The organism is Glutamicibacter sp. AGC84 (assembly GCF_053543575.1).
Genome location: NZ_JBLVOC010000027.1, coordinates 421,860 through 437,101, shown reverse-complemented (window position 1 = coordinate 437,101; position 15,242 = coordinate 421,860). Strand labels below are relative to the sequence as shown.

General features: G+C 60.2%; 16 protein-coding genes. 9 read left to right on the top strand and 7 right to left on the bottom strand.

The annotated features are described in order from the left end of the window. Positions 1 to 29: 29 nt before the first annotated feature. Positions 30 to 524 carry a transcription elongation factor GreA gene (gene greA, locus ACNPN0_RS18420; protein WP_105657447.1) on the bottom strand — a complete coding sequence of 165 codons (495 nt, stop codon included), beginning with the start codon at positions 522 to 524 and terminating at the stop codon, positions 30 to 32. 289 nt (positions 525 to 813) lie between these two features. Next, a complete protein-coding gene (locus ACNPN0_RS18415) occupies positions 814 to 1,233 on the bottom strand; it encodes a DUF4307 domain-containing protein (protein ID WP_105657448.1) in 420 nt (139 codons plus the stop codon). Positions 1,234 to 1,472: 239 nt separating this feature from the next. Between ACNPN0_RS18415 and mca the strand changes: the two genes are divergently transcribed. The 5 genes from mca (at position 1,473) to ACNPN0_RS18390 (ending at position 7,265) form a co-directional block, all read left to right on the top strand. Then, the gene (gene mca / locus ACNPN0_RS18410; RefSeq protein ID WP_105657493.1) at positions 1,473 to 2,339 is read left to right on the top strand and encodes a mycothiol conjugate amidase Mca; all 867 of its coding nucleotides are present in this window, start codon (positions 1,473 to 1,475) and stop codon (positions 2,337 to 2,339) included. Positions 2,340 to 2,382: 43 nt separating this feature from the next. Next, complete coding sequence (locus ACNPN0_RS18405; protein ID WP_105657449.1) at positions 2,383 to 2,664, top strand: hypothetical protein; 282 nt, start codon at positions 2,383 to 2,385, stop codon at positions 2,662 to 2,664. 32 nt (positions 2,665 to 2,696) lie between these two features. Next, on the top strand, positions 2,697 to 4,811 hold the full coding sequence (locus ACNPN0_RS18400) for a thioredoxin domain-containing protein (protein ID WP_448937564.1): 2,115 nt from the start codon (positions 2,697 to 2,699) through the stop codon (positions 4,809 to 4,811). Between the two features lie 119 nt (positions 4,812 to 4,930). Further along, positions 4,931 to 5,692, top strand: coding sequence for an isoprenyl transferase (locus tag ACNPN0_RS18395; protein ID WP_105661709.1), 762 nt, complete (start codon positions 4,931 to 4,933; stop codon positions 5,690 to 5,692). Between the two features lie 256 nt (positions 5,693 to 5,948). Next, complete coding sequence (locus ACNPN0_RS18390; RefSeq protein WP_105657452.1) at positions 5,949 to 7,265, top strand: PhoH family protein; 1,317 nt, start codon at positions 5,949 to 5,951, stop codon at positions 7,263 to 7,265. Here ACNPN0_RS18390 and ACNPN0_RS18385 read toward each other — a convergent pair. Continuing rightward, positions 7,262 to 8,080, bottom strand: a complete 819-nt coding sequence (locus ACNPN0_RS18385) for a hypothetical protein (RefSeq protein WP_133833083.1) — start codon at positions 8,078 to 8,080, stop codon at positions 7,262 to 7,264. The two genes, ACNPN0_RS18390 and ACNPN0_RS18385, sit on opposite strands and share 4 nt — an antisense overlap. Before the next feature lie 83 nt (positions 8,081 to 8,163). Between ACNPN0_RS18385 and ACNPN0_RS18380 the strand changes: the two genes are divergently transcribed. From ACNPN0_RS18380 to ACNPN0_RS18370, 3 genes are all read left to right on the top strand, one after another. After that, positions 8,164 to 8,667 carry a prepilin peptidase gene (locus ACNPN0_RS18380; RefSeq protein ID WP_133833082.1) on the top strand — a complete coding sequence of 168 codons (504 nt, stop codon included), beginning with the start codon at positions 8,164 to 8,166 and terminating at the stop codon, positions 8,665 to 8,667. Positions 8,668 to 8,671: 4 nt separating this feature from the next. Then, positions 8,672 to 9,139, top strand: a complete 468-nt coding sequence (locus tag ACNPN0_RS18375; protein WP_105657455.1) for an NUDIX hydrolase — start codon at positions 8,672 to 8,674, stop codon at positions 9,137 to 9,139. Positions 9,140 to 9,205: 66 nt separating this feature from the next. Then, positions 9,206 to 9,775 (top strand): GNAT family N-acetyltransferase, encoded by a 570-nt coding sequence (locus ACNPN0_RS18370; protein ID WP_332594728.1) that lies wholly within the window; start codon positions 9,206 to 9,208, stop codon positions 9,773 to 9,775. On the opposite strand, the gene ACNPN0_RS18365 is transcribed toward ACNPN0_RS18370, so the two are convergent. From ACNPN0_RS18365 to ACNPN0_RS18350, 4 genes are all read right to left on the bottom strand, one after another. Further along, positions 9,772 to 10,962: a dipeptidase gene (locus ACNPN0_RS18365; RefSeq protein ID WP_388024168.1), complete on the bottom strand. Its 1,191-nt coding sequence runs from the start codon at positions 10,960 to 10,962 to the stop codon at positions 9,772 to 9,774. The genes ACNPN0_RS18370 and ACNPN0_RS18365 overlap by 4 nt on opposite strands. Positions 10,963 to 11,083: 121 nt before the next feature. After that, entirely contained in the window at positions 11,084 to 12,496 is a 1,413-nt protein-coding gene (locus tag ACNPN0_RS18360) for a class II fumarate hydratase (protein ID WP_388024167.1), read from the bottom strand. A gap of 129 nt (positions 12,497 to 12,625) precedes the next feature. Continuing rightward, complete coding sequence (locus ACNPN0_RS18355; RefSeq protein ID WP_388024165.1) at positions 12,626 to 13,255, bottom strand: carbonic anhydrase; 630 nt, start codon at positions 13,253 to 13,255, stop codon at positions 12,626 to 12,628. Between the two features lie 66 nt (positions 13,256 to 13,321). Further along, positions 13,322 to 13,996 carry a DUF4245 domain-containing protein gene (locus ACNPN0_RS18350; RefSeq protein WP_388024163.1) on the bottom strand — a complete coding sequence of 225 codons (675 nt, stop codon included), beginning with the start codon at positions 13,994 to 13,996 and terminating at the stop codon, positions 13,322 to 13,324. 156 nt (positions 13,997 to 14,152) lie between these two features. Here ACNPN0_RS18350 and glpX point away from each other — a divergent pair, with 156 nt between their 5' ends. Further along, positions 14,153 to 15,187 carry a class II fructose-bisphosphatase gene (glpX, locus tag ACNPN0_RS18345; RefSeq protein WP_105657461.1) on the top strand — a complete coding sequence of 345 codons (1,035 nt, stop codon included), beginning with the start codon at positions 14,153 to 14,155 and terminating at the stop codon, positions 15,185 to 15,187. The last annotated feature ends 55 nt before the right edge of the window (positions 15,188 to 15,242 follow it).

The following is a 15,242-nucleotide window of genomic DNA, read 5'->3' as shown; positions in this document are numbered from 1 at the left end:
CCTTCGGACTTTGCATTGCAGCCTATTAGCTAGGACTGGTAAGGCTTTGCAGAGATGATCTCAACCTTGATGTCGCGGCCGTTTGGAGCCAAGTACGACAGCTTGTCGCCGACCTTTGCGCCGTGCACGGCAACGCCAATAGGGGACTGCTCGGAGTAGACCTCGAGGTCGGTGTCGCCGGCAACTTCGCGGGAGCCGAACAGGAAGGTGGTCTCGTCGCCAGCGATATTGGCGACAACCAGCATGCCTGGCTCAACAACACCGTCATCGGCAGGAGCATCGCCTACGTCGGCGCGGCGCAGCAGATCCTTCAGGTAGAGGATGCGCGCTTCGGCCTTGCCCTGCTCTTCACGGGCGGCGTGGTAACCGCCGTTCTCCTTCAGGTCACCTTCCGAACGTGCCTGCTCGATACGGGCAACGATCTCGGCACGTCCCGGGCCTGAGAGGAAAGTCAGTTCGTCCTGGAGCCGATCGTAGGCTTCCTGAGTCAGCCAAACGACAGGTTCGTTGCTGTTGGTGCTCACGTTGTACTTCCTTTGGTCAGTTAGGACTTCGCTTGGCCTTGGGACCGCTAAGTGGTCCTAAAGCCGAAAGCCACCGAAACGGTGGCGTCGACGAAGTCGGATTCGGTACGGATCTGAGGGCTCGCACGTTATGGGCGATGCAAGCAAAGACCCCGCCAGGCTCATGTCCTAGTACTCAGCTAGAACCATGCGCCGATGCGGGGCGAAACGTATCTTTTCAACGATAGTAGTCGCCAAAACGATTTAAGCCCAATAGATTCAGCTATTAGGGGATGAAGAAGCTGAAATATTAACCCTTGTATTCCTGCGGAACCTCGTAGCAGGACTCCACGCCAGCGGTGGTCGCCAGGTTGTCGGTATGCAGGTCAATCTCCAGGCGTTGGGTGATGTGCCCGGTAGCTTCTCCAGGATCAAGCAAAATGGTGTCGTATCCGACGATGGCCTTGGATTCATTCATCGCACGAATATCGCACTGCACGCGGTGCTTGGTGTTGTATTCGACTGCGACAATGGCCTTGGCCTTCGTTGCGGAAATGACCTCGAACTCGATGTCCTGCGCGCTGATGGCGCTGTAGTTGTTGAAGCCGACATAGGCGGCCCCCGCAACGCCGACGGAGAGCGCGGCAGCAATTAGCCAGTTACGCGTTTTCCTGGGAAGACTGCGTTTCTTGGGGTTGTTGTAGCGAGCCGTTAAGCTTGGATCAGACATTATTTGCCTTGCACCACTCTCTTGCCTGGCGGCATTTGAACTGGGAATGCCGTACGTTGGTTCCTTACTCAAGTTTACCGTCTTTCAGCATGGGGGAATAACCGGTGGTCGGCTGTGAGTTGTTATGGATGACGGACAGATTCGAAGCTTCGGGCCGTCCAAAAACGTGGCATAAGGAAAGAAGATAAGTGGAGATTCACGACGTGAAGAAAATTGCTCCTTCGCAGGGTCTGCGGCTCATGGCTATTCACGCGCACCCGGACGACGAATCTTCAAAGGGTGCTGCAACGATGGCTGCCTATGTTGATGCTGGCGCCGAAGTGATGGTCGTTTCCTGCACCGGCGGTGAGCGCGGGGATATCCTCAACGCCGCCGCCGGCGAACTCGCCCATGCGCACCGCGACCTGGCGGGCGTCCGGCGCACCGAGATGGCCGAGGCCGCTGCAGTGCTGGGCGTCAAGCACCGCTGGCTGGGCTATGTGGACTCCGGCTTGCCGGAAGGGGATCCGCTGCCGGAGCTGCCCTTTGGCGCCTTCGCCTTGCAGCCAGTAGAAATCGCTGCTGCCGGCATCATCAAGCTGATCCGTGAATTCCGTCCCCACGTCATCACGACCTATGACGAAAACGGCGGATACCCCCACCCGGACCACATCCACTGCCATAAGGTTTCAACCTTTGCCTTTGAGCACGCGGCTAATCCGCAGATGTACCCGGAACTGGGTGCGCCGTGGTCGGTGAGCAAGTTGTACTACGACCGTGCTTTCGCACCGGATCGTTTCCGCACCTTGCACTACGCGATGCTGGAAGCAGGCTACGAGTCCCCCTACACCGAGCGCGTTGCGCTGTGGGAAGCGGACGAGGAAAACCAGATGTTCAAGTGGGTTTCCCCACACACCACGACCACCCAGATCAACTGCGCGGATTTCTTCTCGCAGCGCGATCAGGCGTTGCTGGCCCACAGAACCCAGATCGACCCGGAAGGTTTCTTCTTCGCCGTACCGGAACACGTCTACGCGGAGCACTGGCCGTGGGAAGACTACACGCTGATTTCCTCCAAGGTAGCTACCGAGTTGCCCGAGACCGACCTGTTTGCCGGACTAAGATAGTACTAAGCGCTTTCCAGTACTAGAAAAGAGTTGTCTTTACATCGTGAATACGATCTTCGAATCCCTAGCTCTGACTTCCTCGACCCTCGGTGTCGGTACGGAGACCAGCAGCGAATACGGTCCAGGATTCCTTGGGTTCATTTTCACCGCAGCCTTGGTGGTTGCCGTGATCTTCCTGATTCGCGACATGGTCCGTCGAGTGCGCCGCGTGCGCTACACCTCGGAAGCCGAGGCAAAGCAGCAGGAAATGGTGGCCAAGGGAGAAGAGCGCAAGCTTCAGGAATCCGAAGAGCCGCACGACCCGAAGACCGACGAACAGCAGTAGGCGCTTTGTGAGCTGCGCGATAGCATGATTGCGTGGCTCAACGACTCGCTGGCTCATCCAGCCAATACCTCAGACAGCATTCGCACCAACTTGTCGACTGGTTCCCCTATGGGGACGAAGCCTTCGAACAGGCCCGGTTGCGCGACGTACCGGTCATGCTTTCCATCGGCTACGCTGCCTGCCATTGGTGCCACGTGATGAGCCACGAGTCTTTCGACGATCCTGAAATCGCGGCGCTGCTGAACGAAAACTTCGTAGCTATCAAAGTGGACCGCGAAGAGCATCCGCTCGTGGACGACACCTACATGCTGGCTACCCAGGCGCTCACCGGTGCCGGTGGTTGGCCGATGACGATTTTCGCCCTTCCTGACGGGCGTACCGTGCATGCCGGCACGTACTATCCGAAGACGCCCCGTGGCAAGACTCCGAGCTTCCGCCAAGTGCTCAACGCCGTCCACGAGGCCTGGGATACCAAGCGCGATTCGCTGGAAGAGCAGGCCCAGATGCTCGCCGCGCATTTGGCAGAACTCGGAAGCCGCCAGAGCTCGCTGTTGTCGCTGCAGTCGCAGCAGCCAGCAGAGCAGGCCTTCGGCGCAGCACTTGATCGATGGGTTGCCGCCACCAAACCGGAAGGCGGCTTCACCCCGGCGCCTAAATTCCCGCCGACCTGGGCTCTGAAGACACTGTGGCGTGCAGTGGTCACCACCCCGGACCGCGCTGCCGAGGCCTTCGCCGCAGCGGCCACCCATCTCGAAGCGATGTTCCTTGGCGGCCTGCAGGATCATGTTGATGGTGGTTTCGCCCGTTACTGCGTTGATGAGAACTGGTCGGTCCCGCACTTCGAGAAGATGCTCTACGACAATGCCGGCCTGCTTTCACTGGCGGCTCGCACCAGTGTCCTGGCGGCGGAATTCGCCCGCAAGTCCGAAGGGGAGATAGCCCAGCGCGCGCAGAATCTCGCCTGGCTCGCCCAGCGCAGCGCCCAAGGCATTATCGACTTCCTCAGCGAGGAACTGCTCACCGCATCTTCGGACGCTCCAGCCTTCGCGGCTTCCCTGGATGCCGATTCATCCCGTGATGGCCAGCAGATCGAGGGCGCGTACTACACCTTTAGCCGCGAGGAAATCGCACTGGTCACCGACCCTTTGATTCAGCGGCTGCCCAAGGGGTTGTTGCGTTTCGCGCCGGTGGCCGAGGACCCGCAGAACTTCTGCTTCTCGCTGTTGAGGGTTCCTGAAACGAACGAAATCGGTGTTCTCCATGAACTGCGGGATGCAATGCGCACGCTGCGCCGCTCGCGAATTATGCCGGTCCGCGATGAGAAGGCGATCGCCGGTTGGAACGGGCTGGCCATCGAAGCCTTGTCTGAAGCCGCGCTGCTCCTGGACCAGCCAGAAGCCTTGGCGCTCGCCGAGAAGGCAGCAACCTCGGTGTGGACGATGCAGTGGGATGAGAATGCCGGACGGCTGGCTCGCGTGAGCTTCGCCAATCGTGCTGAGCACGGCAATGAAGGCACCTTGCAGGACTATGCCGCCCTGGCCCTGGGATTCTTGGCGTTGGGCCAAGCCAGCGGGCACAAGCAGTGGGCTGAGCGTGCCAGTCGCTTACTGGGACGCGCTGCCGACTTCGTAGACCCGGAAACCGGGGTGCCGCGTGACGCGGTCCAAGCCGATGCGCGCATCGCAGCCCAGCGCAGCAACATTGCTGCCGTCACGGTGCTTGATGATGCGTTGCCGGCCTCGGGTGCGCTCTACGCCAAGGCGCTGGCGATGCATGCCCTGCAGTCCATGGCGGCGGGAGACTACACCGAAGCAGATGCGGCGGACTTGGAAAGCGCCCGCGTACTTTCTGCCCACGCCCTGGCTTTGGCCAGCGACGCGCCAACACAGGTAGCGACCGCCTTGGAAGTGCAGTGCATAGTTTCCAGCCCGGTCCAGTATCTTGCGCTGTCGCAGTGGGATTCGGCAGAAGCCAAGCGCGTGCGTTCGGTGGCGTTGAGCCTCGGATTGAATGTGCGCCACGATCCGTCGCTACCTGGTGCGGCCCAGACCGTCCAGATCCAGCCTTGCCGCGAAGAGCTTTGCCAGATGCCTGTAGCCGGGATGGACGGATTGTTCTCGCTGTTCGCTTCCGGAAAGGGTGCCTGAGCCCGGGAGAATGTGTCCATCGTGGACGCGGTGAAGCGGGCAGATACCCATGCTGGGCGATAAATAGCGGTAGATTTAGAACCTAGAGTTTTTGGAATCTATCGAAAGGCAGGGACAAGGTGCAGCTTCCGAACCTTGCGTACCGTTACTACGAACGGCGCTTGGCGAAGTCCCTCCCTGCCGACAAGCTTCCGCACCATATTGGCGTGATGGTCGATGGCAACCGCCGGTGGGCCAAGCTGGCCGGCACCCCGACCATGGCAGGCCACCAGGCCGGTGCGGACAAGATCCTGGAGTTCCTCGATTGGTGCGAGGACCTGAACATCCAGATGGTTACCTTGTACATGCTCTCCACCGACAACCTCAATCGAGAAGCCAGCGAGTTGCGCGACCTCTTGGAAGTTATCGGCACGACCCTGGACCGTCTGGGAGAGACCAACCGGGTCAAGGTCCAGCAGGTGGGAGCCAAGGACCTGCTGCCTGAAGACCTGGCGCAGAAGCTTGCCGCGCTGGAAACCGTTACCGCCAACCGCACCGGCGTTCATGTGAATGTGGCCATCGGCTACGGCGGACGCCGTGAAATCCTTGATGCTTTCAAGTCACTGCTTTGCAAGGCCGCCGAGGATGGACGCACGGTCGAGGAACTTGCCGCCGGACTGTCCACTGAAGACATCGAATCGGCACTGTACACCAAGGGCCAGCCAGACCCGGATTTGGTGATCCGCACCAGCGGGGAACAGCGTCTCTCCGGCTTCTTGACCTGGCAAAGCGCCTACTCGGAGTTCTACTTCTGCGAGGCATTGTGGCCGGATTTCCGCCGCGTGGATTTCCTGCGTGCGTTGCGCGACTTCGCTGATCGCCAGCGCCGCTTCGGCACCTGAGCCCCGAATCGTGCACCCGGCTCAGCTGTTCAGCTAATCGTTACCTGAACGTAGTCCCCCGGTAGCGCTTCAAGGTCTATGGTGATCATAAGGCCGGGGCAACAAGACCCAGCTGATCGAAGGGTTCCTCACTAGATGACCAAATGCAGCGCCAGCCGGAGCAATTGCCGGAATCGCCTTGGACATCCGGTGTCGGGATTCCCCACTTACGCGTGGGGAGAGTCCCCACGCCGGATTCGAGAATGGGTGCGCTGCCATGACACGAACAGCCGAACAGGGTGTACGAACCTACGTCATTGATACTTCGGTCTTGCTTTCTGACCCGAAAGCCATGTTCCACTTCGATGAGCACCATGTCGTGATCCCGCTGACTGTCGTCACCGAGCTGGAACATAAGCGCAAGGATCCTGATCTGGGCTTCTTCGCACGCCATGCCTTGCGTGTGCTTGACGAGCTGATTGCCAGCCATGGGGGATTAGCCCAAGCGGTGCCCGTGTCCAAAACTGGTGGAACACTGCGCATTGAACTGAACAACATCGCCCCGGAAGTCCTGCCGGTAGGCATGCGCTCAGGCGATAACGATTCACGCATCCTGGCTGTCGCCAAGCACCTGCTGGATGCTGGCCTCGACGTTGCGCTGGTCACCAAGGACCTGCCGATGCGCATCAAGGCCTCTGCCATGGGCATCCATGCCGAGGTGTACCGCAATGAGCTGATCGCCTCGACCGGGTGGACCGGCATACAGCAGCTGGAACTGGGCGAAGAGACCATGGCCAAGCTCTACGAACATGAACAGCTTCTGAACCACCCTGCGGTCGCCGATGAACCGATCAACACCGGATTCGTCATCACATCCCCGCGCGGAAGCGCCCTGGGCCGCAAGGTTGATGCGAACACCTTGAAGCTGGTGCGCGGCGACCAGCAGGCCTTCGGATTGCATGGACGCAGTGCAGAGCAGCGCATCGCCTTGGATCTGCTGATGGATCCATCCGTGGGCATCGTCTCCCTGGGCGGCAACGCCGGAACCGGTAAATCGGCGTTGGCCCTGTGCGCCGGAATGGAAGCAGTGCTTGAACGCAGGGAACACCGCAAGATCACCGTGTTCCGTCCGCTCTATGCCGTGGGCGGCCAGGAACTAGGCTACCTGCCGGGCTCCGAGGGCGAAAAGATGGGACCTTGGGCCCAAGCGGTCTTCGATACCCTCGGCTCGATCGTGTCGAAGAATGCCATTGATGAAGTCGTCGAACGCGGGATGCTTGAAGTCCTGCCGCTGACCCACATCCGCGGGCGTTCGCTGCATGATTCCTTCGTCATTGTTGATGAAGCCCAGTCGCTGGAACGCAATGTTCTGCTCACGGTGCTATCGCGCATCGGGCAGAATTCCAAGGTGGTGCTCACCCATGACGTGGCTCAGCGCGATAACTTGCATGTAGGCCGCTACGACGGCGTCGCCGCGGTCGTGGAACAGCTCAAGGGACATGCCCTCTTCGGGCATGTGACCCTGACCCGTTCCGAGCGCTCTGCTATCGCCGCGCTAGTCACCAACCTGCTCGATTCGCCCACCTTGTCCTAGGATTGGCGCTCGCTGCGCAGCTCCCACGGAATCGGCGCCCGCACGTCGGTAAGCGTGGGAGCTGGGGCGGTGAACAAGGAATCGATGTAGTACTCGTTCTGGGCCAGGACCTGAAGCGACAGCTCCGGGGCCACAGGCATCCCGGCCTGGGCGGAGAGCACCCGGCGGCTCAGGCAGACGCCTGTTGCCAGATCCAGTACCACGAGGGTTCGTGTCCCGGCGGGAACGAGAGGACAGTTGGCCAGTGCGGGCTGGTAGTTGTGTCCCGCAGTGAGAACGGCGGCTAGAGCAGGCCGGTTGCCATGGGTGATCTCTGCGAGCTCGTGAATGTAGGTGGGGTGGTCGAAAGCGAGATCATGGGCGGCAGGCTCGGTGCCGGCAAGTTCCACCGGATCGAGCATTGGTTCCCAATGCTCCAAGGGCAGCAACCCATTGAAGCCAGAAATTTGTGGACGGCGCAAGATCAGGTGGTCTGAGGTATAAACCGGGGAGGTCAGCGAGGCCGGCAGCTTCCATGAGGAATTGGTGGCTGCGACGTAGCCTCGGCTCCGGTCTGCGGTGAACTTCTCCTTTTGGTACACCAGTTGCCCCTCGGCCGAGCGCACGGCTATGGCTTCTCGCTGGCGGAGGATGGCGGTCAGCTGGCCTTCCAGGCCTTCGTCCGGTTTGGCGTAATGCTCCGGGACCTGGACCTGGAACTGCAAGGAGGTGCTCAGCCATGGGGCGGACCGGGCCAAGGCACGGAAACGACGACGGGCCGCCGACTCAGGGGCGGATTGCCCGGGGAAAAGAACTGGAACTGCTGGAACGTCCATACTCCAATTGTAGAAGCGGCTGAATTATTCACAAGAGGAAGACCCCTCTGCCGAAGATCCAATGAGGTGCCTATGCTCTATGCATGTCAGAAATTTGGAACGTGGCACAGGAAAGCCCGACCACCGCAGCACTGGTTCTCCTCCAGCTAGCCTGCTTTCTTGGTTTCGGGTTCCTCCTGTCCAAGGAAGACATGGCAACGCATCGTTTGCCCAACCGGCTACTGGCTTACTGGTTGGCGGCCAGCATCGTGGTGATCGCGCCGCTGGGGATCTTCCGTTCTGATGGGCATGGGCTGCTGATGAGCCTTTTGGGGTTGCTGCTGCTTGGCGGAGGCTATCTGCTCCTCGCGCTGATTTCCGCTGGGGCAATGGGCATGGGCGATGTGAAGCTGGCCGGCGTGCTGGGGATGAATCTCGGATACTATTCCTTGCCCAGTTTGTTCTTCGCGACCTTGCTTGCCTTCCTGCTGGCCACCGGCTGGGTTATCGGGGGCGTGGCGGTGCGGAAATTGACGCTGAAATCAGCGGTCCCTTTCGGTCCCTTCATGCTCATTGGGTCTTTAGCAGTGCTGCTTATGGCACGATGAAATCATGGCAACTCCAGAATTCGTAACCCATCTTCGAGAACGCATCGGTCATGAACTGCTATGGCTCTCCGGGGTGAAAATAGTTGTCCTCCACGACAGCCGGGTGCTGTTGGTGCGACGTGCTGACAATGGCAAATGGACCCTGCCGGCAGGAATTATTGATCCAGGCGAAGAGCCTTCGCATACAGCACACCGCGAAGTGCTGGAAGAAACCGGCGTCGAATGCGAAATCACGGACCTGTTGGGGGTCGGGGTGACAGCTCCCACGGTGTATCCCAATGGGGATCACGCGCAGTACCTGGATGTAGTTTTCAAGGCTCGGCACCTTTCCGGCACGGCGAAGGTCAACGATGACGAGAATTTGGAAGTGGGGTACTTCGAACTGGCTGACCGGCCAGAACTCCCGCCGCTGCACGAACGGGCGCTGCAATGGGCACTGGACCCTCGGCCCGGTGGCTATTTCGCCAGTTGACGTTTTCTGCCTTCAAATCCGCTGTGGCATGCGTGAATGCCACCGGCATGAGCTTAGACTTGCTCCATGACCGGGATTGGACTGATTGAACCTTCTGCCGCACTGCATGCTTCCTTCATGCGGAGCACAACCGAATGGGCGGGGGCGGAGCAGGACGGGGCCTCGGTCTTCTACGCTGCCAAATACGGTTGGGATCTGCGCAACGCAGAAGACTTCGCGCAGTGGGTCCAGCTGCTCAAGGATCTGGAAAAGCCGCACTTCACGCCACCGGAAGGCTTCGTTGCGCAAAGCACCCTGTGGCTAGCGCACGACGATGAGTACTTGGGCGCGGTCAGCTTGCGTCACGAGCTGGGCAATGATTTCCTTCGCGAAGTCGGCGGGCACATCGGCTACGGCATACGCCCGGGCGCCCGTGGCAATCGCCTGGCCAGAACCGCGCTCGCCGGATCCCTGGAACAAGCCCGCAGCCTTGGCCTGCCGCGGGTCCTGCTTACCTGCAACGACTCCAATACTGCTTCGGCGCGAACCATCGAAGCTTGCGGCGGAGTCCTCGAACGCGTCACTCCGGTTGCCGAAATCGGGCCCCGCTTCGGCTCCACTGAGGACCTGCGACGCTATTGGATTGAACTGAGCTAGTTCGCTGGAAGCACCTCGCGGAATACGCGCAACGTATTTCCGCCCATGATGGCCGCGATTTCCGTATCCGAATAGCCGCGATTCATCAGTTCCTGGGTGATGATAGCAATCTGGCTGGCATCCCATGCGACGGTAGTTGCACCGTCGAAGTCGCTGCCCAAACCGACGTGTTCGATTCCTGCGACCTTGATGACATGCTCCATCGCGTCCACCACCGAATCCACATCCAGGGTGCAGACCGCAGCGTCCCAGTAGCCAATTCCGATAACGCCGCCGGTCTCGGCTATGGCCTGGATCTGATCGTCAGTGAGGTTCCGGTTCACATCGCAGGTGGCTTGGACACCGCCGTGGCTGAAAACCACCGGTTCAGTAGCCAGGGAGAGGACTTCATTGAAAGCCGCGTCGCTGGAATGCGCCAGGTCGACGATGACCCCCAGCTCTTCCATGCGCTTGAGTGCAGCACGGCCAAGGTCGGTGAGCCCTGATTTCTCGACCCCGTGTTTGGAGCCGGCCACCGAGTTGTCGAAGAAGTGCGTGAACCCGGCCATGCGCATGCCATCGTTGAACAGGACATCCACGTTCCTGACGTCGCCCTCAAGATTATGCAGGCCCTCTACCGAGAAGAGGCCCCCGGTGACCTGCTGGCCGCTCTTGCGGTCCTTGAACAGCTGGTCGAGCTCGGCGGTGGTGGTGATGGTGCGCAGGGTGCCTTGCGAAGCGGCGGCGTCGTCGCGCAGTTTCTTGGCCTGGTAGCGCGAACGCTCCAGGAGCGAGAACCAGGTCTGAGGCGGTTGCAGCTGGACAATGCCCAGCAGCGTGATGTTATCCGATTCGGCGCTATTGGAGTCGTAATTCTGGCCGACGGGCGACTTGGAAACCGAGGAGAAGACCTGCAGGGCGACATTGCCTTCTTCCATGCGCGGCAGGTCGACATGGCCGCGGTCCGAGCGCTTGAGCAGCGAACGGTCCCACATCAAGGTGTCGGCATGCATGTCGGCAATCTGCAAGCGCGAATGCAGGTTCGCGGCGTCGTCGCCGACCGCTGGCAGACCCGCGGCCTCGATCTTATTGCGGGTGTTTTCCACGATGCCGGGAGCAAAAGCGAAGAATGCGGCCAAGAGGACTACCAGCGTGCCGGAAATCCAGAGGCCAAGACGTTTAAAAGAGCGAGATGTGGTGCGGGTCATAGGTGGAGGCTAGCAGATGTTACCGGTAAGTAGGAGTCTGTTTTTCCGGGTTAAAGTGCGCTACCGCGACCCGATGGTGAGCATCGAACCGCGGTAGCAGCAGGGGTGGAGCAGCAGGGAATTAGTGCTTGCCCACCATGGTGGAAACATCCAGAAGCTGATCGAGCTGTTCCTCGGTGACTTCACCGCGTTCAACGAAGCCCAAAGCGATGGTTGCTTCGCGTACGGTCAGCCCCTCGGCAACAGCCTTCTTGGCGATCTTGGCTGCGTTTTCATAGCCGATCAGCTTATTCAGCGGGGTGACAATCGATGGGGAAGCCTCGGCCAGGAAGCGCGCGCGTTCCACATTGGCCTTGATGCCGTCGATCATCTTTTCGGCCATCACCGTTGAGGTGCTGGACAGCAGGCGAATGGATTCGAGCAGGTTGGAGGCCATGACCGGGATGCCCACGTTCAGCTCGAAGGCGCCGTTGGTTCCGGCCCAAGCGATGGCGGTGTCGTTGCCGATGACCTGGGCTGCTACCTGGATGGTTGCCTCCGAAATGACCGGGTTGACCTTGCCGGGCATGATGGAGGATCCTGGCTGCAGATCAGGGATCGCAATTTCTCCCAAGCCGGTGTTGGGGCCGGAGCCCATCCACCGCAGGTCATTGGCGATCTTGATCAGCGAGATAGCGATGGTGCGCAAAGCTGCGGAGGCCTCGACCAGTCCGTCGCGGTTGGCCTGTGCTTCGAAATGGTTGCGCGCCTCGGTGATGGGCAGGCCGGTGTCTTCGCGCAGGAACTCGATGACCTGCTGCGGGAAGCCGTCTGGGGTGTTGATGCCGGTGCCTACCGCGGTGCCGCCCAGGGGAACTTCGGCAACGCGTGGCAGGGCCGCTTCGATGCGTTCAATGCCGTAGCGTACCTGTGCTGCGTAGCCGCCAAATTCCTGGCCAAGGGTGACTGGGGTGGCATCCATCAGGTGGGTGCGGCCGGATTTGACCACATCCTTGAACTCGGCGGACTTCGCCTCCAGCGAGGAAGCCAAGGTTCCGAGGGCCGGGACCAGGTCATTGAGCAGAGCTCCGGTGGCGGCAACATGCACGGACGTCGGGAAGACGTCGTTGGAAGATTGCGAGGCGTTCACGTGGTCGTTCGGGTGGACCTCGGTGCCGCTGTCCCGGGCCTTCAAGGCACGGGTGGCCAATTCGGCGAGAACTTCGTTGGTGTTCATATTCGAGCTGGTTCCGGAACCGGTCTGGAATACGTCGATGGGGAAGTGCTCGTCGTACTGCCCGGTAGCGACCTGATCGGCTGCGGCCACAATGGCCTCAGCGCGTTCTTCGTCGAGAACGCCGAGCGCCAGGTTGGCTCGTGCGCCGGCCTTCTTGACCTGGGCCAGGGCCTTGATATGCGAGGATTCCAAGGTCTTGCCCGAGATCGGGAAATTATCGACGGCACGCTGGGTTTGCGCGCGGTACAGGGCCTGAGCCGGAACTCGGACTTCGCCCATGGTGTCATGTTCGATACGGAAATCGTCACTGTTAGTCATGAGCCCAGAGTACGCCCGAACCGTCATCGAATGACAGGTCTCTGACGTAAACATCACAACCAACAGTGACGCTTCACCGATTTGGGAATAAAAGCCGTTTTACAAGGCTTTTCCTGAAGCTTGGAGCTTCTAGTCGAGGCCCAGGCTGGAGACCAGCTGGGCACGGCCATCGTGCAGGTGGTAGGCAACGCCGGCGACCGCGGTGCGGCCCTCTTCGATGGCCAGCGCGATGATGCTGGACAGGTCGACGAGACGGTCGGTGGTCTGCTTGACGTGCTCGACAACGGTGCCGTTCACGTCGGTGATGCCCTTGCGTTCGGCGGCATGGACTGAAGGGGTGATGTGCTCGACCAGGTCGCGAACGAAGCCCTTGGGCATGTTGCCAGTTTCCTTGGCTTGGATGGCGCTGGTAATCGCACCGCAGGAGTTATGCCCGAGGATGACGAGCAACGGCACGTTCAGGGCGTCAACGGCGAATTCCAATGAACCGAGGCTTGCTGGATCCAGGACATGGCCTGCGGTACGCACCACGAACATGTCGCCCAAACCCACATCGAAAATGATCTCTGCCGCAAGGCGGGAATCAGAGCAGCCGAAGATGACAGCGAAAGGTTCCTGGCCGGAGATCAACTTCTGCCGCCGAGCACTGTCCTGGTTGGGGTGCTGGGTATCTTCGTTGACGAAACGGAAATTGCCGGCGCTGAGCTTTTCCCAAGCCTCTTTAGGCGTCAGGGTCGGTTGTGTTGATTCAGAGAGCATGACTCAGATTCTACGGGATGCTGTTCGAATATCGAATATATGACTGGCTTTTCCCGTGAACGTGACTTAATCCAGCTCGCTAGCGACCTGTTCGGCAACACTGTTCAGCTGTTCGGCCGAGGTGTCACTGGAAAGTACGACGGTGGAGTCCTTGAACTCGGAGATCAGGTACGTGCTCTGGTCCTTGATGCGCACTTCCCACTGCGCTCCGCCGATGGTGCGAGTTTCGGTGGGCGTCGCCGCATCGGTGATCAGGGCAATCCATGTCGGGTTGGCGTCAGCAGCCTGGCGAACCCACACGAAGTTCTTGTCTTCGAAGACTAAGCCGCATTCCCAATAGGGGACTCCCTGTGCAGTGTTAGCCTGCCAGCGAGCGAAGTTCGCGTATTCCTTGTCGCCCAGTTCCGGGGCGAAGATCTCAAAGCCAGAAATCTGTTCCGTCTGTTCCGCGGTGGCCTGCAGGTTGACGTCGCTTTCAAACGCGTCGTCCTTGGGCGGCGGGTTGAGCATGAGCACCGGAATGAGTATGGCAACCGTGAAGCCGATGGACAGCACCATGCCCTTGAAGGTCTGGTTCGCGCGCTTGGCCTGCTTCTCGGTGAGCTGCGGCTTGTACGGCAGATCCTCGAAGGTGGCATTCGGATCGTCGAGGCTTCGAGGGGACGCAGCAGGCGTCTGGGTACCGTTGGCCGTGTTGCCGGTAGCCGGGACGCTGTTCTCGGTGTTCTTCTCAGGTTGCACGCCTTCCATTCTCCCCGAAGATTCTGTGGAATTCGAACCAGAGTGCCCAAACGCACGTCGAATTATGAGCAGGCACTCCCGACACGAACTGTAAAGCGAAAACTCTAGAGGATAGAATGTCCTTGTTTGCATAGGCGCAATGACTACGACTCAGTGATGGGATCTTTCGTGACCGAAAAGAACAATTATGCCCACCTTTCTCCGCGACTGTCGGTTTCCGACGCGGAGCCGGACCGCAACCTAGCACTGGAGCTGGTGCGTGCAACCGAAGCGGCAGCCATCGCTTCCTCGCCGTGGGTCGGATTCGGTGACAAGAATGCCGCAGACGGTGCCGCAGTCGACGCCATGCGCGGCCTGCTGTCCACCGTGAACTTCAACGGCGTTGTCGTGATTGGCGAAGGTGAAAAAGACGAAGCTCCAATGCTGTTCAACGGAGAACAGGTTGGCAGCGGCACCGGCGCCGAATGCGACGTCGCAGTCGACCCGATTGACGGAACCCGTCTGACCGCGCTGGGCCTGAACAACGCCCTGTCCGTGTTGGCCGTTGCCGACCGCGGTTCGATGTTCGACCCCTCCGCCGTGTTCTACATGGAGAAGCTGGTCACCGGGCCAGAAGCAGCAGAGCTCGTTGACCTCCGCCTGCCAGTGAAGCAGAACCTGCATCTGATAGCCAAGGCCAAGGGCAAGAAGGTCAGCCAGGTGACTGTGACCATCCTGGATCGCCCACGCCACGCTGGCCTGATCGAGGAGATCCGCGCGGCTGGTGCCCGCACCAAGCTGATTATGGACGGTGACGTTGCCGGCGCCATCGCCGCAACCCGCGAAGGCACTGGCGTTGACGCGCTGATGGGTGTCGGCGGCACCCCTGAAGGCATCGTGACCGCCTGCGCTATCAAGGCGCTGGGCGGCGTGATCCAGGGCCGCCTGTGGCCAACTGATGACGACGAGAAACAGAAGGCCATCGACGCCGGCCACGAATTGGGCCGCGTGCTGACCACTAACGACTTGGTGACCTCGGATAACTGCTACTTCGCAGCGACCGGCATCACCGACGGCGACCTGCTGCGCGGTGTCCGCTACAAGGACAACCGCATCCACACCCAGTCGATCGTCATGCGTGCCAAGTCCGGCACCATCCGCTTCGTCGAGGGTGAGCACCACCAGGATAAGTGGGAAGCCTACACCCGCTAATCCGCATCTGATTGCAAAACTGCGAGCCATGGACTTGATTCAAGTCCATGGCTCG